The organism is Salmonella enterica subsp. arizonae (assembly GCF_008692845.1).
In the GTDB taxonomy this organism is placed as follows: domain Bacteria; phylum Pseudomonadota; class Gammaproteobacteria; order Enterobacterales; family Enterobacteriaceae; genus Salmonella; species Salmonella arizonae.
This window is the reverse complement of sequence record NZ_VXJW01000005.1, coordinates 247,975-273,576: the sequence shown is the minus strand read 5'-3', so window position 1 is coordinate 273,576 and position 25,602 is coordinate 247,975. Positions and strand designations below refer to the sequence as shown.

Genomic DNA, 25,602 nt, shown 5'->3' with positions numbered 1-25,602 from the left:
AAATAGAGTCAGGGTCCGATTTTTAAATCACGATAATAATATTCCTTATCCCGCTGCGTAATTTTACGTAGTACACGACAGGGAACCCCAGCGGCGACCACATCTGGCGGAATATCTTTTGTTACGACGCTACCGGCACCAATTACCGAATTATCACCAATCGTTACGCCGGGATTAATCACGACCTGGCTGCCAATCGTAACGGGAAAAGAGAACATTTCGCCCTACGTGGGTACAAGAGACGCCCACCACATATAGCGACAGGAACCACAGTTTAGGCTGTTTAAACAGTTCCAGCGCCAGCTTCAGGCTAAACGGCGATGAATTGGCTCCTGGCGCATCCGCGACTACGGCTGATGAACTAGAGTCGGTACGAGAGAAAAAGAGCAGCAGCGCAAGGATCAACGCACATCCCGACCCCAGCCAAAAGACAAACTCATTATTAATGGTAAACATCACGCCAACCATGGAAGCGCAGAGCGCCCAGCCTCCACAGCCGAACATACGCGCACGGCCAAATTCAAAATGGCTGCGTCGGTTCGCTTTTTCGATATAGGCTTCAATCGCCGGAGCACCAGCATTGTAGATAAATCCAAGATAGACCCCACCGACGATGGAGCCCAGTAGAATATTAAACTGTAACAGCGGCCCAAAAACATAAATAAAGAACGGGGCAAACATAACTAGCATGCCAGTAATGACCTACAGTAAATGTTTGCGTAAACCAAGCTTATCGGACATTAGCCCGAAAGCCGGCTGGAAAAGCAGCGAAAAGAGAGAAATACAGGCCAAAATAATTCCGGCCCCCCTTTACTGATATGGTTAATATCATGTAACCAGATTGGAAAAAAAGGAAAATAAGCGCCCATAATGAAAAAATAGAAAAAGAAGAAAAAGCTGAACATCCAGAAATTTGTATTCTTCAGGTAATACATATGGATTTCCTTGCATTAAAAACGGGCAGGATCAATCTGCCCGACGATGTATTTTATTTCCATGCGATCTGGTAGTGGTAATGCCGGGCGCTCAGTTGAAATTCCGGCGATACCGACGGGCTCCATGAATCATCCCCGCCCACTCCCATATGATAACCATCGATATTGAGCCAGACGCCTGCTTCTGCCTGCAATAAATGACGGTGGCTGGTTTCCATCAGTTGCCGCTGGCTGTAGCGGCTAATATTGAACTGAAAATCGCCGCTCCACTGGTGCGCGCCATAACGCAACTGGCGAGTACCGCAACGCAGGCCGTTTTCAGTCGGGAAGACATACGGCGTATACATCGCATCCAGCGGGAGATTCCAGCGATCAAAACAAGCGCTGCTCAGGCGATCCGGATAATTCTCATGCGGCCCCAGCCCCAGCCACTCCACCCTTTCATTCACCTGCGCAAGTTGACAGCTCAAGCCAATCCGCGCCGGGTACGGCATTCCACTGGCAACCTCCACCCCGATGTCGATCTGCATTTCGCCATGATCATCAATCCGGTAGGTTTTGCGGCTGATAAACAGCGTTGCCCCCTGATATTGCCAGGCATGCGCGGTGGTTATCAGCACCGCATCCGCCAGCTCGTCTGCATCACACAGCAACAGCGCTGGCTCCGCGCAGTAATGTCCTGCCGCCTTCCAACGCTCCACCCAGGCATTGGGGTCAATGCGTGTCGCTTCACTGACGCCAATATCGTTATCAAGCGGCGCACGGGTGAATTGATCGATAAGCGGGGTCAGCAATTGCGCTTCATCATCCCGCCAGAACTGTGTAAGCCAGCCCTGCTGACGGCAGAACTGCCAACGCAAATTACCTTGCGTGACGCAGAATTCGCCGTCACGCATCGTCAGGACGGGCGCAACGCTGGCGCGAGTGGGTTTCGATACGCAGAGCTTTTCTTCCAACGGCCACTGTTGCCAGGCGCTGATATGCCCGGCCTCCGACCAGCTTGTCGCCAGCGGTTGCTCAACGCGTACCGTCAGCCAAAGCTGCCCTGCGGTTTCCGGCTGCGGGAATGCAGGTAGCAGGATAATTTGTCTCCCCTGTGGGGCGATATCCAGCACAACTTCACCACTGGCCAACTGATTGCCCTCCTGCGCCAGCATCCAGCGCAGGATCTCGTTATCACTGTGGCGGAACAGATATTCGCTCTGTACTTCAATGCGGCGTTCTTCGCCCGGCAGCAAACGAAACTGGAAAAATTGCTGCACGTGTTTCGCTTCATACAGCGCCGGATGCGGCGTGCGATCGGCAAAGACCATCCCGTTCATGCAGAACTGACGATCGTTGGGCGTATCGCCAAAATCCCCGCCGTAGGCAGACCACGGTTTGCCGTCCGCGTCATATTTAATCAACGACTGATCTACCCAGTCCCAGACAAAGCCCCCCTGCAGGCGCGGATACTGACGAAACGCCTGCCAGTATTTGGCAAAGCCGCCAAAGCTGTTGCCCATCGCATGCGCATATTCGCAGAGAATGAGCGGACGCTGCTCGCCGGGCAGCGAGAGCCACTTCTTGATTGACCATTTTGGCACAGCCGGGAAGGGCTGATCCTGATCAACGCGCGCATACATCGGGCAGATAATATCCGTCGCGGCGGTGTCCGCGCCGCCGCCCTCATACTGCACCGGGCGAGAAGGATCTTCCGCTTTCAGCCAGCGGTAAAGCGCGTCATGGTTAGCCCCATACCCGGATTCATTGCCCAACGACCAGATGATAATGCTCGGATGGTTGCGATCGCGCTGCACCATGCGCGTCACACGCTGACTCATGGCGGGTAGCCAGTCCGGGTCATCGCTCAGGCGATTCATCGGCGTCATACCGTGGGTTTCAATGTTGGCTTCATCCACCACGTACAGACCATAGCGGTCACATAGGGCGTACCACTGCGGATGATTGGGGTAATGCGAGCAGCGTACGGCATTAAAGTTATTCTGCTTCATCAGCAAAATATCCTGCACCATAGTATCGTAATCCATCACCTGGCCGCGCTCAGGGTGATGCTCATGCCGATTGGTCCCACGGATCAGCAGCGGTTTACCATTTAGCAGTAACAGCCCCTTATCGATGCGGACCTGGCGGAAGCCAACGTCACACGCTTCCGCTTCAATCAGCTCGCCATCGGCGGTACGCAATTGGATCACCGCCCGATACAGATTAGGCGTTTCCGCGCTCCACAGCGCCGGACGATTGATATTGAGGCGTAGCGTGGCGCGGTCATCGTAGCCGCCGCGCTCGTCAATAATTTCACTTCCCGGCGTGGCGCGGGCCTCTCCCGCCAGCGTTTCTCCCTGCCAGAGATGAAGCACGAGCTGCAAATCGTCGTTCACGCCGCCAGCCAGTCGAACTTCCGCCTCAAGCACCGCCTGGGTAAAGTCGTCATTCAGATGAGTATGGAGGTGGAAATCCGTAATCTGCGTCGTCGGCTTATGCAGCAGGGAAACATCGCGGAAAATGCCGCTCATCCGCCACATATCCTGGTCTTCAAGATAGCTACCGTCGCTCCAGCGCAGCACCAGTACCGCCAGGCGATTTTCACCCACCTGTAAATATTCACTCAGGTCAAATTCAGACGGCAGCCGGCTGTCCTGACCATAGCCGACCCAGCGACCGTTACACCACAGATGAAACGCAGAGTTTACGCCGTCAAAAATGATGCGCGTTTGGCCTTCAGTCAGCCAGTCATCATCCACGCAAAATGTGAGCGAATAACATCCAGTGGGGTTTTCTGCCGGAACATAGGGAGGATTAACCGGGAAGGGATAGGTAATGTTGGAATAGATCGGCGAGTCATAACCGTACATCTGCCAGTTCGACGGCACGTTAATGGTGCCAGCCTCCGTAAGATCTTCAAGACGCCAGTTCTCCGGCACTGCTTGCGGCGAGAAGAACCAGGCAAATTTCCAGACGCCGTTCAGACTGCGTATCTGCGCCGCATATTGGTTACGCTGCGCATCGTCTGCCTTGCGCCAGCTACAAAACGGCGGATGCGCGGCCAGCCTGTTAAGCTGTGTCACCGCAGGGTTTTCCCAATCCCGGCGGGCTAACACGGCGGCCAGTGAATCACGTTCTGGTGTCATTATCATATCCTTCCGCAAAATTGTTACTCGCTCACATTTTTTTTGAAGGTATACTGCGAAATAACAATTTAGGTAAAGGATGAGGTTAACGTTTGGTGAGCTGGCTCAAACTAATTCGTTATTAACACGATAAGCCAGCAAATACAGAGCACACTTTACGACAAGCGTGAAATCTGCCGCGCCAACTGCATTAACGCTTCCGCCAACGCTTGAGGCGAGGCGCGATCGGTTTGCGGCGCGCATACGGTTTTGCGTTCAATCAACGTGACGGGCAACCGTTGACTCTGCGAAACCGAGTCGCCTGCGGCAATCTGTAAAATACGATCGACGCTCCCCCGGCCCAGTTGGGCGAAATCCTGTCTGATTGTAGTCAATGGGGGAATGTAGCAGGAACTGTCTTCCGTATCGTCATAGCCAATAAGGGAAATATCCGTCGCCACTCTCAGGCCGAATTCGGTAATGGCGCGCATGACACCCAACGCCATTTGGTCGTTAGCGATCAACATCGCCGTTGGGATAATCCCGCTGTTCAGCATCTGTTGCGTTTGCTGGAAACCGGACATCGCGCTCCAGTCGCCCTCAAGTACAGCGACGGGGGTAATCTGGCGATGCTGGAGATGCTTACGCCAGTCCGCAAGCCGCAGGCGCGCAGAGACGGATGACGCAGGGCCAGCCAGCAACGCGATGCGCTGATGCCCATGCGCCACCAGATGCTCAGCGCCCAGCCTCGCCCCCTCATCGTGGGAAAAAACAATACTGTTGACAGGGGTCTGTTCAGAAACGTCCAGAAAAAGTACCGGCACGTTGCCCGCTGCGGAGACCACCTCCAGCGCCGCGTCTTCTTCCAGAGGAAAGTTAATAATAATCCCGGTAACACGCCGCGCCAGTAGATTGTGAACTGCGATTTTACACGCTTCTACGCCATTGCGCTCCACCATCGCAATCACCACGCTGGCTCCCGCCTGATCCGCACGGGATTTAATGGCGGCGACAATCTGCGACGGCGCGTGTAGTGCCAGATTAGCGGTCGCGACACCAATCAACGGGACGCGTTTACCCGCCAACTGTTGAGCTGCATGGTTGGGAATGTAATTAAGCTCCGCCATCGCGGCTTCCACTTTCTCGCGCGTTTTCGCCGAAACGTGGCTGGCCTGATTAACCACACGAGAAACCGTCTGATAGGAAACACCGGCATGATTTGCAACGTCGTAGAGCGTGACTGGTTTCACATTCAATACCCTGAATTCATTTATCCTTGCGCTATCATGCCACACCCTTCAGGGCTTTTCCTCCGCAAGGAGAATTCCCCCACCTGTAGTGGTCAACGCTTATTTCTGCTGCATAAAATTGCGGTACGCGACGACGACCCGCAGAAAATCCTCCACGCCGCACAGGGATAAACTCTCTTCATCGTAATAACTCATCCCCTCTTCCATCTCATCGCCGGAAAAATCCAGTTGATTGGCGCGAATCATCACTTCTTCGCCATCCATCCAGAGCGTGTATTCATGCCCTGCTCGTTGCCAGGAACGTTCACTGCCTTTGACCGTAAGCGCGGCTTGTTCTACTTCATCCAGTAAGGCCAGGTTCTCTTTTACCTCTTCATTAAACCAGTGGCCGACCACTTCGTGCCCCATTGACATACGTACCAAAACCCGTCCGGTCACATCGCGCAGAAATTCGTAATCCATAATGTGTTCCTCTGCAAAGCCCTTACCATCATTATCGCAGCACCGGAAAAGAAAAAAAGCAGGAGCAGCAGGCGGAATGAAAATAAAAAAACCCACCGCAGTTGCGATGGGTTTTGTAGGCCCGGTAAGCGTAGCTGCCAGCGGTCAAATTACACCGCAGTCTGGAAAATCACCCCGTCGGCTTTCTCGGTATACTGGGAAAGCTGATCGAAATTCAGATAACGGTAGGTATCCACAGCGGTTTTATCCACCTGCGCCACAAAGGTTTGGTACTCTTCCGGCGTCGGTAACTTACCAATAAGCGCCGCCACCGCCGCCAGCTCCGCAGAAGCCAGGAAGACATTCGCACCGGTACCTAAACGGTTCGGGAAATTACGGGTTGAGGTAGAGACGACCGTAGCCCCATCAGCCACACGCGCCTGATTGCCCATACACAGGGAACATCCCGGAATTTCGATACGCGCGCCACTCTTACCAAACACGCTGTAGTAGCCTTCTTCCGTTAGCTGCGCGGCGTCCATACGGGTTGGCGGCGCTACCCACAGGCGGGTCGGCAACTGGCCCTTGTGGTTATCCAGCAGCTTACCGGCCGCGCGGAAGTGACCGATGTTGGTCATGCAGGAACCGATGAATACTTCGTCGATCTTCTCGCCCTGTACGTCAGACAGCAAACGCGCATCGTCCGGATCGTTCGGCGCACACAGAATAGGCTCTTTAATGTCAGCCAGATCGATGTCGATCACTGCTGCGTATTCCGCGTCAGCGTCGGCTTCCAGCAGTTGTGGGTCCGCCAACCATTTTTCCATGCCCTGAATACGGCGCTCCAGCGTGCGGCGATCGCCATAACCTTCCGCAATCATCCATTTCAGCAGGACGATGTTGGAGGTCAGGTATTCGATGATAGGCTCTTTGTTCAGCTTGATAGTACAACCGGCAGCGGAACGCTCGGCAGAAGCATCGGTCAGCTCAAACGCCTGCTCGACTTTCAGATCCGGCAGACCTTCAATTTCCAGAATGCGGCCAGAGAAGATGTTTTTCTTGCCTTTCTTCTCAACGGTCAGCAGTCCCTGTTTGATGGCGTACAGCGGAATGGCGTGGACTAGATCGCGCAGGGTAATACCCGGCTGCATTTTGCCTTTAAAGCGTACCAGTACCGATTCCGGCATATCCAGCGGCATAACGCCAGTCGCGGCGGCAAACGCCACCAGACCCGATCCCGCCGGGAAGGAGATGCCGATCGGGAAACGGGTGTGGGAATCGCCGCCAGTGCCCACGGTATCCGGCAGCAGCATACGGTTCAGCCAGGAGTGGATCACGCCGTCGCCCGGGCGCAGCGACACGCCGCCGCGGTTCATAATGAAATCCGGTAAGGTATGGTGCGTGGTGACGTCAACCGGCTTAGGATAGGCTGCGGTGTGACAGAACGACTGCATGACCAGATCGGCGGAGAATCCCAGACAGGCCAGGTCTTTCAGCTCATCGCGGGTCATCGGGCCGGTCGTATCCTGAGAACCGACGGAGGTCATCTTCGGTTCGCAGTACGCGCCCGGACGGATACCTTTCACGCCGCAGGCGCGACCGACCATTTTCTGCGCCAGCGAGAAGCCACGGCTGCTTTCCGCCACGTCTTTTGCCTGACGGAAAACGTCTGAGTGCGGCAGCCCCAGCGCTTCACGCGCTTTGGTGGTCAGGCCACGGCCGATAATCAGCGGAATACGACCACCGGCACGCACTTCGTCGATCAGCACGTCGGTTTTCAGTTCGAAGGTTGCCAGCAGTTCATCGGTTTCATGGTTGCGCACTTCGCCTTTGTACGGGTAGACGTCAATCACATCGCCCATGTTCAGGTTAGACACATCCACTTCGATTGGCAGCGCGCCCGCATCTTCCATAGTGTTAAAGAAGATAGGCGCGATTTTGCCGCCAAGGCACAGACCGCCGCCGCGCTTGTTCGGCACAAACGGAATATCGTCGCCCATAAACCACAGCACGGAGTTGGTCGCGGATTTACGGGAAGAACCGGTACCCACCACATCGCCAACGTAAGCCAGCGGGAAGCCTTTTTTCGCTAATGCCTCAATCTGTTTGATGGGGCCGACAATGCCTGGCTGATCCGGATCAATGCCTTCACGGGCGTTTTTCAACATCGCCTGCGCATGTAACGGGATATCCGGTCTCGACCACGCATCCGGCGCCGGAGAGAGATCGTCGGTATTCGTTTCGCCGGTCACTTTGAAAACGGTGACAGTTATTTTTTCCGCCAACGGCGGACGGCTCAGGAACCATTCGGCATCGGCCCAGGATTGCATCACCTGCTGCGCATAACCGTTGCCCGCTTTGGCTTTTTCTTCGACATCGTAGAAATTATCGAACATCAGCAGGGTGTGAGACAACGCTTTCGCTGCGATTGGCGCCAGTTTAGCGTCATCCAGCGCATCAATGAGCGGGTGAATGTTGTAACCGCCCTGCATGGTGCCGAGCAGTTCGATGGCTTTCTCAGGGGCGATTAACGGAGACGTCGTTTCGCCTTTCGCGACGGCGGCAAGGAAGCCAGCTTTAACATAGGCGGCTTCATCGACGCCAGGGGGAACACGGTGGGTTAACAGGTCTAACAGGAACTCTTCTTCGCCCGCGGGCGGGTTTTTCAGCAGCTCGACAAGCGCGGCCATTTGGGTTGCATCTAAAGGTTTGGGCACAATCCCCTCGGCGGCACGTTCAGCTACGTGCTTACGGTATTCTTCTAGCACGACGGTTCTCCTCGCTCTCATTGTCATAGTGCGGCATATGCTTTGTGTATGGGCGATTCTCTTCACGCTCCTGTGAGACAGCAGTTAGTAGGGTAAATGCCCGGGTACCGCAACGGGCAGAATAGCAGGATTTTAGTAGGGTGTTAATCTGTTTACAAAAAAGCAACATAAAAAAGTGGCTGAATCGTTAAGGATAGTCTAATGCTCCGCTGAGGCGGTAGCGGCTACTGTAAATGCTTATCTCATTTCGTGCTTTGATCATCACATCGCGTTACCGATCCCAACATTAGCTAAAAATTAAACTATCGTCCCTTTATACTCACGCAACACTGCACCCCATCAGCGGCAGGCATAATGACCATAGCGATTCCCTGGAATCGGGAGAGATAAAATGACGTTGCCCTTTAAACCCCTCATTGCCCTTGTGTGCAGTGCCGGGTTATTTGCCGCTTCGGGCGTACTGTATGTTAAAAGCCGCGCCCCCGAAGCGCCCGCGCAGGCGACGGTTCCCGCCCCTGAAAAAATGCAGGCATCCGTCCCCGCGCCTGTCGCGAAAACGACCTTTACCACTGCGCAAATCGATCAATGGGTCGCGCCTGTCGCGCTTTATCCCGATTCCCTGCTTTCGCAGGTGCTCATGGCCTCCACCTACCCGGCGAACGTGGTTCAGGCCGTTCAGTGGTCGCGAGATAACCCCACACTGCAGGGCGATGCCGCTATTCAGGCGGTGGCCAGCCAACCCTGGGACCCCAGCGTAAAATCGCTGGTCGCCTTTCCCCAGTTGATGGCGCTTATGGGCGAGAATCCGCAATGGGTGCAAAACCTGGGCGATGCGTTCTTAGCCCAGCCGCAGGATGTAATGGATGCGGTGCAAAGGCTGCGTCTGCTGGCTCAACAAACCGGTTCGCTAAAATCGACGCCGCAGCAAACCGTCACCAGCGTGCCGAAGTCCAGCGCTTCTACCGCCGTCACAACGACAACCACCACATCCGCCAGTACGCCAGCGGCATCTTCGACCGTCATCAAAATTGAACCCGCAAATCCGCAGGTGGTGTACGTGCCGAACTATAATCCCGCGACGGTGTATGGCGCCTGGCCCAATACCGCTTATCCGCCGGTGTATTTACCGCCCCCTCCGGGGCAGCAGTTTGCCGATAGTTTTGTTAAAGGTTTTGGTTATAGTCTGGGCGTCGCCACCACCTATGCCTTGTTCAGCAGCATAGACTGGGACGACGACGACCATCACCACCATGACGACGACTATCATCATGACGATGATTACCGGCATGGCGGTAACGGTTATCAACACAATGGCGACAATATCAACATTAATGTCAATAATTTCAACCGGATATCTGGGCAAAACCTGCCCGGCCAAACGATGGGTTGGCAGCATAATCCCGGCTGGCGCAACGCCGTACCCTATCCCAATAGTACCGTCGCGCAGCGATTCCATCCCACCAGCGTTATCGGCGGGCAAGCGCCGGTATCTCGCGATAACCAGCGCCAGACGGCTATGGCGCAATTCCAACAGCGCAGCCATACAGCGGACGCCTCGCTGCCAGCGGCAAGCGCTCGCGATGCTCAGCGTAAGGCAGCCTCTCAACAGTTAAATGAGATAGCCCGGCGTAATAATTATCGCGGTTATGACAATCAGCATGACAGCGCGCGGAGGCAGACGGCACAGCACCATAGCGCGACGCTGAAATCCCAGACACAGCAGCCCCCCTTATCGCAGCAACAGCGTAACGCGGCGCATCAGCGGATCGCGTCCTCTACGCCGCAACAGCGTCAGGCATTTCGCCAGCATATGCACGCCAATGTGTTTAGCGGGAACGACAGTCGATCGCCGTCCTGGCAATCGCAACAGTTACGCGGCCAGGAAAGCCGTCGCGGCAGTCACTTAAACACCGAGCAACGCGCCGCCGTGCGGGAACATTTTTCTGAACACCATGAATTTCATCGCCGTTAACCGGAGCAGATAATGAAAAAGGTTATGTTAAGCGCTCTGTTACTGTCGCTCCCCTTGCTGGGCTACGCGCAGGAACGGTTCCCCTCCCCGGAAGCGGCCGCCAGCGCCTTCGCCGCGGCGGTAGCCGGAAAGAACGAAACACAGCTTACCGCGCTACTGGGCGATGACTGGCGGCAATTTCTGCCGCCAGAAGGCGCCGATCCAGAGGCCGTGGCCCGCTTCAATCGTGACTGGCGCGAAGGTCACCGCATTGTACAAAAAGATAATACGGCGCACCTGAATGTCGGACGAGAAGACTGGCAGCTCCCGGTACCGATGGTGAAAGAGGCTGGCGGCTGGCGCTTTGATATGGCGGCAGCCCAGGATGAGATCCTCACCCGCGCTATTGGGCGAAATGAACTTTCTACCTTACAGGCCATGCACACTTACGTTGATGCGCAACAGGACTATTACCTGCAAAATCACCGTTGGGCGCACAGGATAATCAGTAGCGAAGGTAAAAAAGATGGCCTGTACTGGCCGATGAAAGCAGGCGAGGCCCCCAGTCCGTTAGGTCCAAACTTTAGCCCCGCAGCGCCAGACGAGGGTTATCACGGCTACCATTTCCGCATTATTAGGAGTTTGAGGGCCAATGGAACGAAAACGTACGCTAAGAAGATAACATATTGTTTTATAAAGAATCCGTACTCAGCCGTTCGAAAACTTGCACTAATAGTAAAATCGAAGCAGCCCAACGGCGTTGGGAAGTCTACTTTGGTAAATACCTCAGTAATAAAATCTGCATAAATTTTACTCCCCTTCGTCTTAACTCCCTACGATGATTATGGTTTTGAGGGATTTCACTTAAAGAAAGATGATAAACATTCGTTATCCGGTACGGAAAGCCGACGGACGGGACTATAAGAACTATGACGAGCTGCTGACCGACATCCGCAAAAACGCGCACGGTTGGTGGTTACTTGGCATTAGTCATTACTGGCACGGGGGGATCCACATCGGGACGTCATCGTCTCCGGCCTCGGTGCTGAATCAGGACACGCCGGAAAAATCCGTGCCGCTCCAGTTCATGATGGACGGCGAGGTGGTGGCATGGCGGGTTAACCGCGATTACGCGGCTATCGAGTGTTACCAGGAACGCCCCCTGCGCCAGTCCGGCACCTTTGTGCTGGTCAAATCGGTGTACAAACCCGACGAACAGGATGAATCCTCCTGGCTGACGCTGTACCAGCTTTACATGCACATCGCGCCACTATCAGAATTCCCGAAACGCCCGCTTTACCGGGTCACGCAGAAAGGTCACGGGGTGCGGATGCGCAAACACTCCCGCCACGATGACAGCCGTGAAATCGTGCCGGACGTGCTGGCAAATAAACACGGCCACGCCAGAACGCTGATGCAGGGGGAAACGCTGACCGTGCTGCAACAAAAATCGTTTCTGCTGGAACAACGGCCGGAGCCGTTCACCCTGGTGCAGTGTCTTCAGGACGGTAACCCCGCAGGCGATCTGTTCTGGGTCTCGATGCGCCCGGAATATCTGGAGCCAGATGGCGAATGTTACGTGTACCTGCCTGACTGGATGCACAGCGCACTGAATCACGGCGTGTTTGATGATGTGGTAGTGCCGTCCGCCCCGCTGAAAGTGACGGTGAAAGCAGGGGATCCGGTCGGGTTCCTCGGCGCTCAGGATCTGGCCGACGAAGATAATTATCCGCAGATTATTACCACGGACTATAAAGCCCATATCGAGCTGCTGAGCCCAGATGAACATGTGCCTGATTTCGTGGCAAACGCGAAGGCTATCAAAACTGGCAAACAGTTCATTAAGCTGAAGCTGAAACGGCCACTGTACCTGCGATACGGGGAGGACGAGGAAAGTACCTTTGAGCAGATGAGCGCCATTACCCGTGCCGATGCTGGAAAAATTATTCCGCGTGATGCCACATACCCGTTTACGGATAAAAACGGCGTAACATACTTTCAAATCCGCCCACATACGTGGATGCACCAGGACGATGTGGAGCAGCTCAGTCAGCATGATTTAGCCGGACTGGACTTTGACTGTATTGAAGCTGAACACACAACCGATTTTACCCGCACGCTGGATGAACGCTGGGTTATTGATGCCCTGAAAAGCATCAGCTCGCACTTTGACAGCGAAAAAGGACCCGCATCGGCACAGGCAAAAATGTTTTATGACAGCCTGATCCACAACGCTGAAAACAGAAGACCGCCCGACCCGTATCCCGATAAATCCCAGGACGAACTGCTGTTCGGCGCACTGCATACCAATCAGATGAACATCCCGGAATATGCGCGGCGGCTGATAGTGAAGCATGACAGCGACTGGCACAGTACACGCGATGATACACGCTGGTCATCGATATTTACGGTCAGGGATGAAAGCCCTGTTGTGAAGATGGCCAACGGGGGATTTCTGGATGCGACGCGCTGGATGGATAAGGTGCCGCCGTTCGCCAGTCAGCGCTCAGTATGGCATTTTCATCCGCTTGAGTTTCTGGAGATGCTTAAGCCCGGAGGTGGCAAAATCACGCTGCCAATGTTGCGGAAGATATGGACAAATAGCCGCAAGGTCAGCGACGAGGTTCTCCAGCAGGTGGCGGATGAGCTAAACGATAATCTGGAACGTTGTCACCTTAATACAGAAGTCAGGCTGTATCACTTTATGGCTCAGGTTTATCAGGAAACCGGGGGTAATTTTTCAATTACTGAAAACTTAAATTATGCACCAACAGCACTTCCAGTTTATTTCTCATATTATCGCCGCCATCCGGAAGAGCAAGAACTCGATGGTCGAACAGCCTCTCACCCCGCAAATCAAGAAAATATTGCAAATAAAGCATATGGCACACGAAATGGGAATCACCGTCCTGGGGATGGATGGCGCTACATAGGCCGAGGAATGAAACAATTAACCGGACGAGATAACTACAGAAAATTTACCGAATACAGTTCGTTAACATGGGGGGAGACTATCAACTTTGAGGAGCAACCAGATTTAGTCTCTGATAACATTAAATATGCCGTCAGATCTGCTTTGTTTTTCTGGGATGATAAAAATATGTATGTTCAGGCTGATAAAGGATATTCTCTGGAAGCATCAGTCGCTGTTACTAACATAATAAATAGCGGCCTATCTATGGACAACAAGAAAGTAAGATATGATAATCTGGAAGATTTATTACATAAAGAAATCTTCCAGGACGTATTTGATTAATCATCAATAGCTATAAGTGCACCGACTTCACTGCCTTTAATACATTGAAGAGTAGTGAGGTCTTTATCATTCTTCATCACCGTCAATGACGTCGATGGTTCCTGAATATCTGCAATTCTGTCTATACTTGTGGTTAATCTGTAGCTGTAATTACCATTCCTTATTATTATAGAATTAGTTGCATACCTTCCTGATAAATTTTCGAAATTCGTTTCGATTTGTTGTTTTTTTCTGGATAACTCAAATTCAGGCTTTTCCCCAATTCTACCAAAAGAATATATGACATCGCCAGATTTCGTATGCAAACTTATTTGCTTGTGATTTTTAACATCACATTTGAATATTAAATCATTTGCGCTTGCCTGAACAAATGGCATTAATAATGCCAGAAAGATGCATGCTAATTTTTTAGGAAACATTAAGAACACTCCGTTGTATTGTTACAGTATCAACCATCGATATTTTCGCTTGCGATTAAATGCTTTTTTCTCAAATAATTTTAATCGCATATGAAATAAAAATATAGTGGTAACGCCAAAGTGAGTGATGTCAAAATGTTGCATCACAAGCCCCTTTCATCTTCGAGTATTTTATACACTGTTGAGCGAGCAATATTGAGTCGCCGGGAAATTTCTGTTGCCCCAATACCTTCCCGATTAAGCACAAGTAAGACGTTACGATCGATGATTCGCCTGCGCCCAAACCGGACACCTTTCAGCTTCGCTTCCTGTCGGCCTTCATTGGTACGCTCCAGTATTCTCCGGCGCTCGGCTTGAGCAACGGCTGACAGGATGGTGACCACCATTTTACCCATTTCTCCGTCGGTGCTAATCCCGTCATCAATGAACCTTACGGCTACCCCCTGAGCATCAAACTCTTTTATCAGCTGGATCATATCGGCGGTGTCACGGCCAAGCCGATCAAGCTTCTTTACAAGAATCACGTCGCCTTCCTCCACCTTCATGCGTAGCAGATCCAGTCCTTCCCGATCGGTTGAACTACCGGATGCCTTGTCGGTAAAGATGCGGTTAGCTTTTACCCCTGCATCTTTGAGAGCTTTAACCTGAATATCGAGAGACTGCTGACTGGTTGAGACCCGTGCGTAACCAAAAAGACGCATAAAAATGTATCCTAAATCAAATATCGGACAATTGATGTCTGTTATAACAAAAAATCGATTTAATAGACATATAAACGTTGCAGTTTTTATGTGTCTGATAATTTATAATATTTCGGACGGTTACAAAATTGTTAACATATACCCGTTAGGCAGGGAGTCCGATATGCCCGTCGTTTTCTGACCACTGAGCAGGAACTGAATTATGGTCGCTACGTTGCAGAACCTAATGACGTGCAGTTGGCGCGCTATTTTCATCTTGATGAACGGGATCTTGCTTTCATTAACCAGCGGCGGGGAAGGCATAACCGACTGGGAATAGCGCTTCAGCTTACCAGCGCCCGTTTTCTGGGCACCTTTCTGACGGATTTAACCCGGGTTCTGCCGGGTGTTCAAAATTTGTAGCGGTGCAGCTTAATATCCGCCGTCCGGAAGTCCTCTCCCGCTACGCAGAACGGGGTACCACCCTCAGAGAACATACTGCGCTGATTAAGGAAAATTACAGTTACCATGAATTTGGCGATTTTCCATGGTCTTTCCGTCTGAAGCGCCTGCTGTACACCCGGGCATGGCTCAGTAATTGAGCGACCCGGTCTGATGTTTGATTTTGCCACCGCGTGGCTGCTTCAGAATAAGGTCCTGCTGCCCGGAGCAACCACACTTGTACGTCTCGTCAGTGAAATACGCGAACGGGCAAATCAGCGGCTGTGGAAAAAACTGGCCGCGTTGCCGGACAGCTGGCAGACTGCCCGCGTGACGGAGCTGCTGGACATTCCTGAGGGGGAGCGAATTTCACCGCTGGAGCAACTGAAAAAGGGACCAGTCACCGTCAGCGGTCCGGCATTTACCGAAGCGCTGGAGCGGTATATCCGGCTGCGAAACCTTGAGTTTTCCCGGCTGAACTTTACCGGCCTGCCCGCTATACAGCTGCGTAATCTGGCGCGTTACGCAGGTATGGCATCGGTAAAATATATCGCACGCATGCCAGAGCAAAGAAAACTGGCCATACTCACCGCATTCGTTAAAGCGCAGGAAATAACAGCGCTGGATGAGGCCGTTGACGTGCTCGATATGCTGATCCTGGACATTACCCGCGAGGCGAAGAAAACCGGGCAGAAAAAACGGCTCAGGACGCTGAAAGATCTTGACCGCGCTGCGCTACTGCTGGCTCGGGCCTGTACACTGTTGCTGGATGATCTGGCTGATGATGCTGAACTGAGACAGGCCATATTCAGCTGCATACCGAAGAACAGACTGGCAGAATCCGTCAGCAAGGTTAATGAGCTTGCCCGCCCTCAGAACAATAATTTCCATGACGAAATGGTTGAGCAGTACGGCCGGGTTAAGCGTTTCCTTCCGGCGGTATTGCGAGACCTGCATTTCCGTGCTGCGCCAGCAGGAGAACATACGCTGACCGCGATTCATTATCTGGTCGAACTGAACGGCTCGAAAAAGCGCATCCTCGATGATGCGCCTGAACATATCATCACTGGCCCCTGGAAGCGCCTCGTATACGATGCCGAGGGCCGGATACAACGCGCCGGTTATTCACTGTGTCTGCTGGAGCGCCTTCAGGATGCACTGCGCCGACGGGACATCTGGCTCGAAAACAGCGATCGCTGGTGAGATCCCCGCGAGAAGCTGTTGCAGGGTGAAGAGTCGCAGGCTCAGCGTATTCCCGTCTGTCGTGCACTGGGACATCCCACCGATGGACATAAAGGCGTGCAACAACTGGCCATTCAACTGGATGAGACCTGGAAAGCTGTCGCATCCCGATTTGAAGGGAATGCGGAAGTCCATGTCTGCAATGATGGTAAATATCCTTCCCTGACCATCAGCAGCCTGGAGAGACTGGAGGAGCCACCTTCGTTGCTTTGTCTCAACAGTCGGGTAAGACAGTTGCTTCCTCCTGTTGATTTGACGGAATTACTGCTTGAAATAGACGCCAGAACAGGATTTACACGGGAATTTATGCATGTCAGTGAGTCCGGAGCACGGGCGCAGGATCTGCACGTCAGCCTGTGTGCGGTTCTGATGGCTGAAGCCTGCAATATCGGACTGGAACCGCTAATAAAGCACAATATACCGGCACTGACCCGCCACCGGCTCAGTTGGGTGAAACAAAATTACCTCCGTGCAGAAACGCTGATCAGCGCCAATGCCCGCCTGGTTGATTTTCAGTCCACGCTGGAGCTTGCCGGTCGCTGGGGCGGTGGCGAAGTGGCGTCAGCCGATGGCATGCGCTTTGTCACGCCGGTGAAAAGCGTCAATTCCGGTCCTAACAGAAAATATTTTGGTTCCGGACCTGGTATCACCTGGTACAACTTTGTCTCAGATCAGTACTCTGGATTTCACGGCATTGTGGTGCCCGGCACATTGCGGGATTCCATTTTTGTGCTGGAAGGTCTTCTGGAGCAGCAGACAGGGCTGAATCCGGTTGAGATCATGACAGACACAGCCGGTACCAGCGACATTATTTTTGGCCTCTTCTGGCTGCTGGGATACCAGTTTTCCCCCGGCTTGCCGATGCCGGCGAAGCGGTATTCTGGCGGGTGGATAAATCGGCAAATTACGGTGCACTGGATGAGCTGGCGCGGGGATGTGCAGATCTGTCGAAGGCGGAGAATCAGTGGGATGAGATGATGCGAACTGCCGGTTCGCTCAAGCTGGGCACCATTCATGCTTCAGAGCTCATTCGCTCTTTGCTGAAAAGCTCGCGCCCATCAGGGCTGGCACAGGCGATCATGGAAGTGGGACGCGTCAACAAGACGCTGTACCTTCTTAATTATATTGATGATGAAGATTATCGCAGGCGGATCCTGACGCAGCTCAACCGGGGAAAAGGCCGCCATGCTGTGGCGCGGGCAATTTGCTACGGGCAGCGAGGTGAGATCAGAAAGCGCTATCGTGAAGGGCAGGAAGATCAACTGGGTGCTCTGGGCTTGGTCACTAACGCAGTGGTGCTGTGGAACACGCTTTATATGCAGGAAGCACTGAGCTGGATGCGCAGTAATGGAGAAGAAACCGGTGAAGAGGATATCGCCCGGTTATCCCCGCTGATGCACGGACATATCAATATGCTGGGCCATTATACGTTCACGCTATCGGAGAATATTATGAACGGTGAACTAAGAACTTTAAATTTTAATTTAAACAATGAATTATCTCCTTAACGTACGTTTTCGTTCCATTGGCCCTCAAACCCCGCGAATGCCATGCCGGAGATTAACGACGCCGTTAGCGCTACTACTGTCGTCAGAAAAAACTTCATATACCAACCATAATAATAATTACCTAACTATTATTTTATGGCATTACCAATTTCGGGGTAATGACAAAGTAAGGAGGAGTATGTCTTATGAAACAATTAGTTGAGTAAGAGTTGCTGACAAGCGCCCTGCTGGCGGCATGAGGCATGAAAGCGTATGTCGACAGAAAAGATAAATTTTGTGGTTTCGTTATCCTTCGCCATCTATTTGACACATCTGGTTTATCACACATAAAAAAAGCGGCTGCAAAGCCGCTTGTTCTGTATTGGATGGCGCATTGCCGGATGGCGACTGACCTCTTATCCGGCTTACAGGCAACCCGGTATTGTCACCCTCAGAAGATTATTTCTTCTTCGCTTTCGGGTTCGGCAGGTCAGTAATGCTACCTTCGAAGATTTCCGCCGCCAGGCCCACGGACTCATGCAAAGTCGGGTGCGCATGAATGGTCAGCGCGATGTCTTCCGCATCACAGCCCATTTCGATCGCCAGTCCGATCTCGCCCAGCAGCTCGCCGCCATTGGTGCCGACAATCGCCCCGCCGATCACGCGGTGAGATTCTTTGTCGAAAATCAGTTTAGTCATACCGTCTGCGCAGTCGGATGCGATAGCACGGCCAGAAGCAGCCCACGGGAAGGTGGCGGTTTCATAGCTAATGCCTTTCTCTTTCGCTTCTTTCTCGGTCAGGCCAACCCATGCCACTTCTGGCTCGGTGTAAGCGATAGACGGGATAACCTTCGGATCGAAGTAGTGTTTCTTACCGGCGATAACTTCAGCGGCAACGTGACCTTCGTGAACGCCTTTATGCGCCAGCATCGGCTGACCGACGATATCACCGATAGCGAAGATGTGCGGCACGTTTGTACGCAACTGTTTGTCAACGCGGATAAAGCCACGATCGTCAACTTCCACGCCAGCTTTGCCCGCATCGAGGTTTTTACCGTTCGGCACACGACCAATCGCCACCAGAACCGCGTCATAACGCTGCGCTTCAGCCGGGGCTTTTTTGCCTTCCATCGAAACGTAGATACCGTCTTCTTTCGCTTCAACGGCGGTCACTTTGGTTTCCAGCATCAGGTTGAATTTCTTACCGATGCGCTTAGTGAAAACTTTAACGATGTCTTTATCAGCCGCCGGGATAACCTGGTCGAACATTTCAACCACGTCAATCTCTGAACCCAGCGCGTGGTATACGGTGCCCATTTCCAGACCAATGATACCGCCGCCCATTACCAGCATACGCTTCGGCACTTCTTTCAGTTCCAGAGCGTCAGTGGAATCCCATACGCGCGGGTCTTCATGCGGAATAAACGGTAATTGGATCGGGCGAGAACCCGCCGCGATGATCGCATTGTCGAAGTTGATCACGGTCTTGCCGTTTTCACCTTCCACTTCCAGGGTGTTAGCCCCGGTGAATTTACCCAGACCGTTGACCACTTTCACTTTACGGCCTTTGGCCATACCCGCCAGGCCGCCGGTCAGTTGAGTGATCACTTTCTCTTTCCAGGTACGAATCTTGTCGATATCGGTTTTCGGCTCGCCAAAGACGATACCGTGCTCCGCCAACGCTTTCGCTTCTTCGATAACTTTTGCAACGTGCAGCAGAGCTTTAGAAGGGATACAGCCGACATTCAGACAAACCCCGCCGAGGGTGTTGTAACGCTCTACGATTACGGTTTCCAGACCTAAATCAGCGCAACGGAAAGCGGCAGAGTAGCCTGCCGGGCCCGCCCCAAGTACCACGACCTGAGTTTTGATTTCAGTACTCATCATGACCTCTTTATTTGTATCCGGCGGTCCGGGGTACTTGATCGCCCATCATCCACCGGGTCGTTCTATCCGCTCGTATCTTACAAAATTGTTAACAATTTTTAAACAATAAACGGATCACGAATTATCGCTTTCGCTAATAACCTCACAAAATACATGAGATTAAAAGACAAAAAACCGGCCGTCGGGCCGGCTTTTTTGTTTACATCACCAGACGGCGAATGTCAGACAGCATATTGTTGATAATGGTAATGAAACGCGCACCATCAGCACCGTCGATCACACGGTGGTCGAAGGAGAGAGAGATAGGCATCATCAGACGCGGCACAAACTCTTTACCATTCCACACCGGTTCCATCGCCGACTTGGACACGCCGAGGATAGCCACTTCCGGCGCGTTGACAATCGGCGCGAAGTGGGTAGTTCCCAGGCCGCCGATACTGGAGATAGTGAAGCAACCGCCCTGCATTTCGCCAGCGGTAAGCTTACCATCACGCGCTTTTTTGGAGATGGTAGTCAGTTCGCGAGACAGCTCAGTCACACTCTTCTTATTCACGTCTTTAAAGACTGGAACCACCAGACCATTTGGCGTATCAACCGCCACGCCGATGTTGATGTATTTCTTCAGCGTCAGGCGCTGACCATCTTCGGACAAAGAGCTATTGAAGCGCGGCATCTGCTCAAGCGCAGCGGCAACCGCTTTCATGATGAAGACAACCGGGGTGTATTTCACATCCAGTTTGCGCTTCTCAGCTTCGGCGTTCTGTTGTTTACGGAACGCTTCCAGATCGGTGATATCGGTTTTGTCGAAGTGCGTAACGTGCGGGATCATCACCCAGTTACGGCTCAGGTTCGCGCCAGAGATTTTCTGGATACGGCCCAGTTCCACTTCTTCAACTTCACCAAACTTACTGAAGTCCACTTTCGGCCACGGCAACATGCCTGGAATACCGCCGCCTGCTGCTGCCGGTGCAGCTTCCGCACGCTTGATAGCCTCTTTTACGTAAGCCTGAACGTCTTCGCGCAGGATACGACCTTTACGGCCAGAGCCTTTCACTTTCGCCAGGTTCACGCCGAATTCGCGTGCCAGGCGGCGAATCAGCGGCGTCGCGTGAACGTAAGCGTCGTTCTCAGCAAATTCGGATTTGCCTTCCGCTTTGGCAGCCGGCGCCGCAGCAGGTTTCTCAGCTTTTGCCGCTGGCGCGGGGGCAGCCGCTTCCTGTTTAGCCGGAGCGGCAGCAGGCGCTGCGCCTTCCACTTCGAAGACCATAATCAGAGAACCGGTTTTCACTTTGTCGCCGATGCTGATTTTGATCTCTTTCACGGTGCCCGCGAACGGTGCCGGAACTTCCATAGAAGCCTTGTCGCCTTCTACGGTGATCAGCGACTGTTCAGCTTCCACTTTATCGCCGACTTTCACCATCACTTCGGTAACTTCAACTTCGTCGCCGCCGATATCCGGTACGTTAACGTCTTTCTTGCCAGTGGCTGCTGGCGTCGTAGCGGCTTCCGCTTTCGCCGGTGCTGCTGCACCCGCTTCACCTGCAACGTCGAAGACCATGATCAGCGAACCGGTAGACACTTTGTCGCCGGTGCTAATTTTGATCTCTTTCACGGTGCCCGCGAACGGCGCCGGAACTTCCATAGAGGCTTTATCACCTTCTACGGTGATCAGCGACTGTTCAGCTTCCACTTTATCGCCGACTTTCACCATCACTTCGGTCACTTCGACTTCGTCGCCGCCGATATCCGGTACGTGTACTTCTTTCGCCGCTGCCGCAGCAGGTGCTGCCGCCGGAGCCGCTTCTTTCTTCTCTTCTGCCGGAGCAGGCGCAGCAGTTGCTGCACCTTCGGCGGAATCGAAAATCATAATCAGTTTGCCAGTCTCGGTTTTGTCGCCGACAGAGACCTTGATCTCTTTCACGACGCCAGCCTGCGGAGACGGGACTTCCATAGAGGCTTTGTCGCCTTCTACGGTGATCAGCGACTGTTCAGCTTCAACTTTGTCGCCCACTTTGACCAGAATCTCGGTGATTTCAACTTCATCAGCCCCGATGTCCGGTACTTTGATTTCGATAGCCATTATTCTTTTACCTCTTATGCCAGACGCGGGTTAACTTTATCTGCATCGATGTTGAATTTGGTAATCGCATCCGCTACCACTTTCTTGTCGATTTCGCCACGTTTAGCCAGTTCGCCCAGCGCTGCGACAACCACATAAGAAGCATCAACTTCAAAGTGGTGACGCAGGTTCTCACGGCTGTCGGAGCGACCGAAGCCATCAGTACCCAATACGCGATAGTCGTCAGCCGGTACGTAAGTACGGACCTGCTCGGCGAACAGTTTCATATAGTCAGTAGAAGCAACCGCCGGCGCGTCGTTCATCACCTGAGCGATGTACGGTACGCGCGGGGTTTCCAGCGGATGCAGCATGTTCCAGCGTTCACAATCCTGACCATCTCGCGCCAGCTCGGTGAAAGAGGTCACGCTGTAGACATCAGAGCCTACGCCGTAGTCTTTCGCCAGTATCTGTGCCGCTTCACGAACGTGACGCAGGATAGAACCGGAGCCTAAAAGCTGAACTTTACCTTTGCTACCTTCAATGGTTTCGAGTTTGTAGATACCTTTACGGATACCTTCTTCAGCGCCTTCCGGCATCGCCGGCATGTGGTAGTTTTCGTTCAGCGTGGTGATGTAGTAGTAAACGTTCTCTTGTTTTTCACCGTACATACGTTCCAGACCATCATGCATGATGACCGCAACTTCATACGCGTAAGACGGATCGTAAGAGATACAGTTCGGGATAGTCAGCGACTGAATATGGCTATGGCCATCTTCGTGCTGCAGACCTTCGCCGTTCAGGGTCGTACGACCAGAAGTACCGCCGATCAGGAAGCCGCGAGCCTGCTGGTCGCCTGCAGCCCAGCACAGGTCGCCAATACGCTGGAACCCAAACATGGAGTAGTAGATATAGAACGGGATCATCGGCAGATTGTTGGTGCTGTAAGAGGTCGCCGCAGCCAGCCAGGATGCGCCTGCGCCCAGCTCGTTGATCCCTTCCTGCAGAATCTGGCCTTTCTCGTCTTCTTTGTAGTACGCTACCTGCTCACGGTCCTGCGGAGTATACTGCTGGCCGTTCGGGCTGTAGATACCAATCTGACGGAACAGACCTTCCATACCGAAAGTACGCGCTTCATCGGCGATAATCGGCACCAGCCTGTCTTTGATCGACTTGTTCTTCAGCATCACGTTCAGAGCACGCACGAACGCGATCGTGGTAGAGATCTCTTTGCTTTGCTCTTCCAGCAGCGCGCTGAAGTCTTCGAGGGTCGGCAGTTCCAGCTTCTCCGTGAAGTTCGGCTGGCGGCTTGGCAGGTAGCCGTGCAGCGCCTGACGGCGTTCATGCAGGTATTTATGTTCTTCAGAACCTTCCGGGAAGGTAATGTATGGCAGTTTTTCGATATCAGCATCAGCAACCGGCACGTTGAAACGATCGCGGACGTAGCGCACGCCATCCATGTTCATTTTCTTCACCTGGTGGGCGATGTTTTTCCCTTCGGCAGAGTCACCCATGCCGTAACCTTTAATGGTATGGGCCAGGATTACCGTTGCTTTGCCTTTGGTTTCCTGCGCTTTTTTCAGCGCCGCGTAGACTTTCTTCGGATCGTGACCACCACGGTTCAGCGCCCAAATCTGCTCGTCAGTCCAGTCGGCAACCAGCGCGGCAGTTTCCGGATATTTGCCGAAGAAGTGCTCACGCACGTAAGCGCCGTCTTTGGATTTGAAGGTCTGGTAGTCGCCATCAACGGTTTCGTTCATCAGTTGGATAAGCTTACCGCTGGTATCTTTGCGCAGCAGCTCATCCCAACGGCCGCCCCACATCACCTTGATAACGTTCCAGCCAGCGCCTTCAAAGATGCCTTCCAGTTCGTTAACAATTTTGCCGTTACCGGTGACCGGGCCGTCAAGACGTTGCAGGTTACAGTTGATGACAAAGACCAGGTTGTCCAGTTTTTCACGGGTGGCGATGGTGATAGCGCCTTTGGATTCCGGCTCGTCCATCTCGCCGTCGCCCAGGAAGGCGTAAACGGTCTGTTTAGAAGTGTCTTTCAGGCCGCGGTGTTCCAGATATTTCAGGAACTTCGCCTGATAGATTGCACCAATGGGACCCAGCCCCATCGAGACGGTCGGGAACTGCCAGAATTCCGGCATCAGTTTCGGGTGTGGGTAGGAAGAGAGGCCATTGCCGTGAACTTCCTGACGGAAGTTGTCCATCTGCTCTTCAGTCAGACGGCCTTCCAGGAACGCGCGAGCGTATACGCCCGGAGAGATGTGGCCCTGGAAGTACACCAGGTCGCCGCCATCCTGTTCGTTGCGCGCACGGAAGAAATGGTTGAAACAGACATCATAGATCGTGGCGGAAGACTGGAAGGAAGCCATGTGGCCGCCCAACTCAAGATCTTTTTTAGACGCGCGCAGCACGGTCATGATGGCGTTCCAGCGGATAGCAGAACGAATACGACGTTCCAGCTCCAGATTGCCCGGGTATTCCGGTTCGTCTTCAACGGCAATAGTGTTAATGTAATTGCTGGCCCCTGCACCTGCCGCTACTTTCACGCCGCCTTTGCGAGCTTCAGAAAGCAGTTGGTCAATCAGATACTGAGCGCGCTCAACACCTTCTTCACGGATGACCGATTCGATCGCCTGTAGCCAGTCGCGAGTTTCGATCGGATCCACGTCATTTGGGAAACGTTCTGACATGGGGGTATTCCTTATCTATCTAATACGTTGAGTTATCTGGAACCTGTCCCATTAAACTTTCGCCAGAAAGCTTAATAAGACAGGTTCTGCGTTTAGTTGCCGCGCACATTTTTGCGCTTTTTTAACAACATCTTCTGGCTAACGTTCTGCCAGAAAAAACTAATTCTTGCGTTGCTCCAGACGGCGTAAGGCGCGTTCACGACGGCTCTCCTCACGGCTTCTGTCCAACATAATCTCTTCGATAAACGCCAGATGGCGATGTGAAGCTTCACGCGCTTCTTCTGGTTTTCCGGCCATAATGGCTTCAAATATACGGGTACGATGCGTACTCACCAGCGGCAGCATTTCACGACGCGCATACAGCAATTCGAAGTTCTGCCGCACGTTTTGCGCCAGCATTGGCTCCATACACCTTAGCAGATGAAGCAATACCACGTTGTGCGCCGCTTCGGTGACGGCGATTTGATACTGAAGCACGGCGTCGGACTCGGCATCCAGATCGCCGGACTCTTGCGCCAACTCAATGGCATGGTGCAACTCGCGAATACGGTCTTTATCTTCGTCGGTGCTGCGCAGCGCCGCGTAATAAGCCGCAATGCCTTCCAGCGCATGGCGCGTTTCGAGCAGGTCAAACTGGGATTCAGGGTGATCGGAGAGCAGTTCTACCAGCGGATCGCTAAAGCTCTGCCACAGGCTGCTCTGCACAAAGGTTCCGCCGCCCTGACGACGAAGCAACAATCCCTTAGCTTCGAGACGTTGAATCGCCTCACGCAAGGAGGGACGCGAGACGTCGAACTGTTTTGCCAGTTCGCGTTCCGGCGGGAGTTTTTCTCCGGGGCGTAATGTCCCCTCAAGGATTAAAAACTCCAGTTGCTGCTCGATCACATCGGAGAGTTTTGGTTGGCGAATTTTGCTGTAGGCCATGATTCCCTGTCTTAAGCCATTTGCCCGGAGTCAATTGGTCTTACCAATTTCAT

The 25,602-nt window shown here is 53.0% G+C and carries 13 protein-coding genes and 3 pseudogenes; 4 read left to right on the top strand and 12 right to left on the bottom strand.

Features of this window, described 5'->3' with window-relative positions:
• Positions 1-8: 8 nt before the first annotated feature.
• The 6 genes and pseudogenes from F4V61_RS12080 to acnB all read right to left on the bottom strand — a co-directional run.
• Positions 9-224, bottom strand: a pseudogene (locus tag F4V61_RS12080) (DapH/DapD/GlmU-related protein); the annotation flags it as partial.
• A 4-nt stretch (positions 225-228) separates the two neighbouring features.
• Positions 229-935, bottom strand: a pseudogene (locus F4V61_RS12075) (oligosaccharide MFS transporter); the annotation flags it as partial.
• 53 nt (positions 936-988) lie between these two features.
• Entirely contained in the window at positions 989-4,066 is a 3,078-nt protein-coding gene (locus F4V61_RS12070) for a beta-galactosidase (RefSeq protein ID WP_080161258.1), read from the bottom strand.
• Between the two features lie 155 nt (positions 4,067-4,221).
• Positions 4,222-5,319, bottom strand: a complete 1,098-nt coding sequence (locus tag F4V61_RS12065; protein ID WP_282958759.1) for a LacI family DNA-binding transcriptional regulator — start codon at positions 5,317-5,319, stop codon at positions 4,222-4,224.
• A gap of 75 nt (positions 5,320-5,394) precedes the next feature.
• Positions 5,395-5,757: a protein YacL gene (gene yacL / locus F4V61_RS12060; RefSeq protein ID WP_000384315.1), complete on the bottom strand. Its 363-nt coding sequence runs from the start codon at positions 5,755-5,757 to the stop codon at positions 5,395-5,397.
• Positions 5,758-5,906: 149 nt separating this feature from the next.
• A complete protein-coding gene (acnB, locus tag F4V61_RS12055) occupies positions 5,907-8,504 on the bottom strand; it encodes a bifunctional aconitate hydratase 2/2-methylisocitrate dehydratase (RefSeq protein ID WP_038396949.1) in 2,598 nt (865 codons plus the stop codon).
• Positions 8,505-8,895: 391 nt separating this feature from the next.
• Here acnB and F4V61_RS12050 point away from each other — a divergent pair, with 391 nt between their 5' ends.
• From F4V61_RS12050 to F4V61_RS12040, 3 genes are all read left to right on the top strand, one after another.
• Positions 8,896-10,476 carry a DUF3300 domain-containing protein gene (locus tag F4V61_RS12050; protein WP_080161259.1) on the top strand — a complete coding sequence of 527 codons (1,581 nt, stop codon included), beginning with the start codon at positions 8,896-8,898 and terminating at the stop codon, positions 10,474-10,476.
• A gap of 12 nt (positions 10,477-10,488) precedes the next feature.
• On the top strand, positions 10,489-11,262 hold the full coding sequence (locus F4V61_RS12045) for a DUF2950 family protein (RefSeq protein WP_345941267.1): 774 nt from the start codon (positions 10,489-10,491) through the stop codon (positions 11,260-11,262).
• 67 nt (positions 11,263-11,329) lie between these two features.
• The gene (locus F4V61_RS12040) at positions 11,330-13,711 is read left to right on the top strand and encodes a glycoside hydrolase family 19 protein (RefSeq protein WP_249041808.1); all 2,382 of its coding nucleotides are present in this window, start codon (positions 11,330-11,332) and stop codon (positions 13,709-13,711) included.
• Here F4V61_RS12040 and F4V61_RS12035 read toward each other — a convergent pair.
• Positions 13,708-14,130, bottom strand: a complete 423-nt coding sequence (locus F4V61_RS12035; protein ID WP_079781560.1) for a hypothetical protein — start codon at positions 14,128-14,130, stop codon at positions 13,708-13,710. The two genes, F4V61_RS12040 and F4V61_RS12035, sit on opposite strands and share 4 nt — an antisense overlap.
• Positions 14,131-14,273: 143 nt before the next feature.
• Positions 14,274-14,831 carry a recombinase family protein gene (locus tag F4V61_RS12030; protein WP_079827769.1) on the bottom strand — a complete coding sequence of 186 codons (558 nt, stop codon included), beginning with the start codon at positions 14,829-14,831 and terminating at the stop codon, positions 14,274-14,276.
• 138 nt (positions 14,832-14,969) lie between these two features.
• On the opposite strand from F4V61_RS12030, the pseudogene F4V61_RS12025 reads away from it, so the two are divergent.
• Positions 14,970-18,001 (top strand): annotated as a pseudogene (locus F4V61_RS12025) (Tn3 family transposase).
• A 438-nt stretch (positions 18,002-18,439) separates the two neighbouring features.
• Here the strand turns inward: F4V61_RS12025 and lpdA are convergent.
• The 4 genes from lpdA to pdhR form a co-directional block, all read right to left on the bottom strand.
• Positions 18,440-19,864, bottom strand: a complete 1,425-nt coding sequence (gene lpdA / locus F4V61_RS12020) for a dihydrolipoyl dehydrogenase (RefSeq protein ID WP_000102488.1) — start codon at positions 19,862-19,864, stop codon at positions 18,440-18,442.
• Between the two features lie 202 nt (positions 19,865-20,066).
• Positions 20,067-21,947 carry a pyruvate dehydrogenase complex dihydrolipoyllysine-residue acetyltransferase gene (gene aceF, locus F4V61_RS12015; RefSeq protein WP_080160903.1) on the bottom strand — a complete coding sequence of 627 codons (1,881 nt, stop codon included), beginning with the start codon at positions 21,945-21,947 and terminating at the stop codon, positions 20,067-20,069.
• A gap of 14 nt (positions 21,948-21,961) precedes the next feature.
• Positions 21,962-24,625 (bottom strand): pyruvate dehydrogenase (acetyl-transferring), homodimeric type, encoded by a 2,664-nt coding sequence (gene aceE / locus F4V61_RS12010; RefSeq protein ID WP_038396955.1) that lies wholly within the window; start codon positions 24,623-24,625, stop codon positions 21,962-21,964.
• A 159-nt stretch (positions 24,626-24,784) separates the two neighbouring features.
• Positions 24,785-25,549, bottom strand: coding sequence for a pyruvate dehydrogenase complex transcriptional repressor PdhR (pdhR, locus tag F4V61_RS12005; protein WP_000331769.1), 765 nt, complete (start codon positions 25,547-25,549; stop codon positions 24,785-24,787).
• Between the last annotated feature and the right edge of the window lie 53 nt (positions 25,550-25,602).

Coding starts and splice junctions, on each gene's coding strand:
- F4V61_RS12070 (WP_080161258.1), bottom strand. CDS start 4,066: ATGACACCAGAACGTGATTCACTGGCCGCCGTGTTAGCCCGCCGGGAT.
- yacL (WP_000384315.1), bottom strand. CDS start 5,757: ATGGATTACGAATTTCTGCGCGATGTGACCGGACGGGTTTTGGTACGT.
- F4V61_RS12050 (WP_080161259.1), top strand. CDS start 8,896: ATGACGTTGCCCTTTAAACCCCTCATTGCCCTTGTGTGCAGTGCCGGG.
- F4V61_RS12045 (WP_345941267.1), top strand. CDS start 10,489: ATGAAAAAGGTTATGTTAAGCGCTCTGTTACTGTCGCTCCCCTTGCTG.
- F4V61_RS12040 (WP_249041808.1), top strand. CDS start 11,330: ATGATAAACATTCGTTATCCGGTACGGAAAGCCGACGGACGGGACTAT.
- F4V61_RS12035 (WP_079781560.1), bottom strand. CDS start 14,130: ATGTTTCCTAAAAAATTAGCATGCATCTTTCTGGCATTATTAATGCCA.
- F4V61_RS12030 (WP_079827769.1), bottom strand. CDS start 14,831: ATGCGTCTTTTTGGTTACGCACGGGTCTCAACCAGTCAGCAGTCTCTC.
- lpdA (WP_000102488.1), bottom strand. CDS start 19,864: ATGAGTACTGAAATCAAAACTCAGGTCGTGGTACTTGGGGCGGGCCCG.
- aceF (WP_080160903.1), bottom strand. CDS start 21,947: ATGGCTATCGAAATCAAAGTACCGGACATCGGGGCTGATGAAGTTGAA.
- aceE (WP_038396955.1), bottom strand. CDS start 24,625: ATGTCAGAACGTTTCCCAAATGACGTGGATCCGATCGAAACTCGCGAC.
- pdhR (WP_000331769.1), bottom strand. CDS start 25,549: ATGGCCTACAGCAAAATTCGCCAACCAAAACTCTCCGATGTGATCGAG.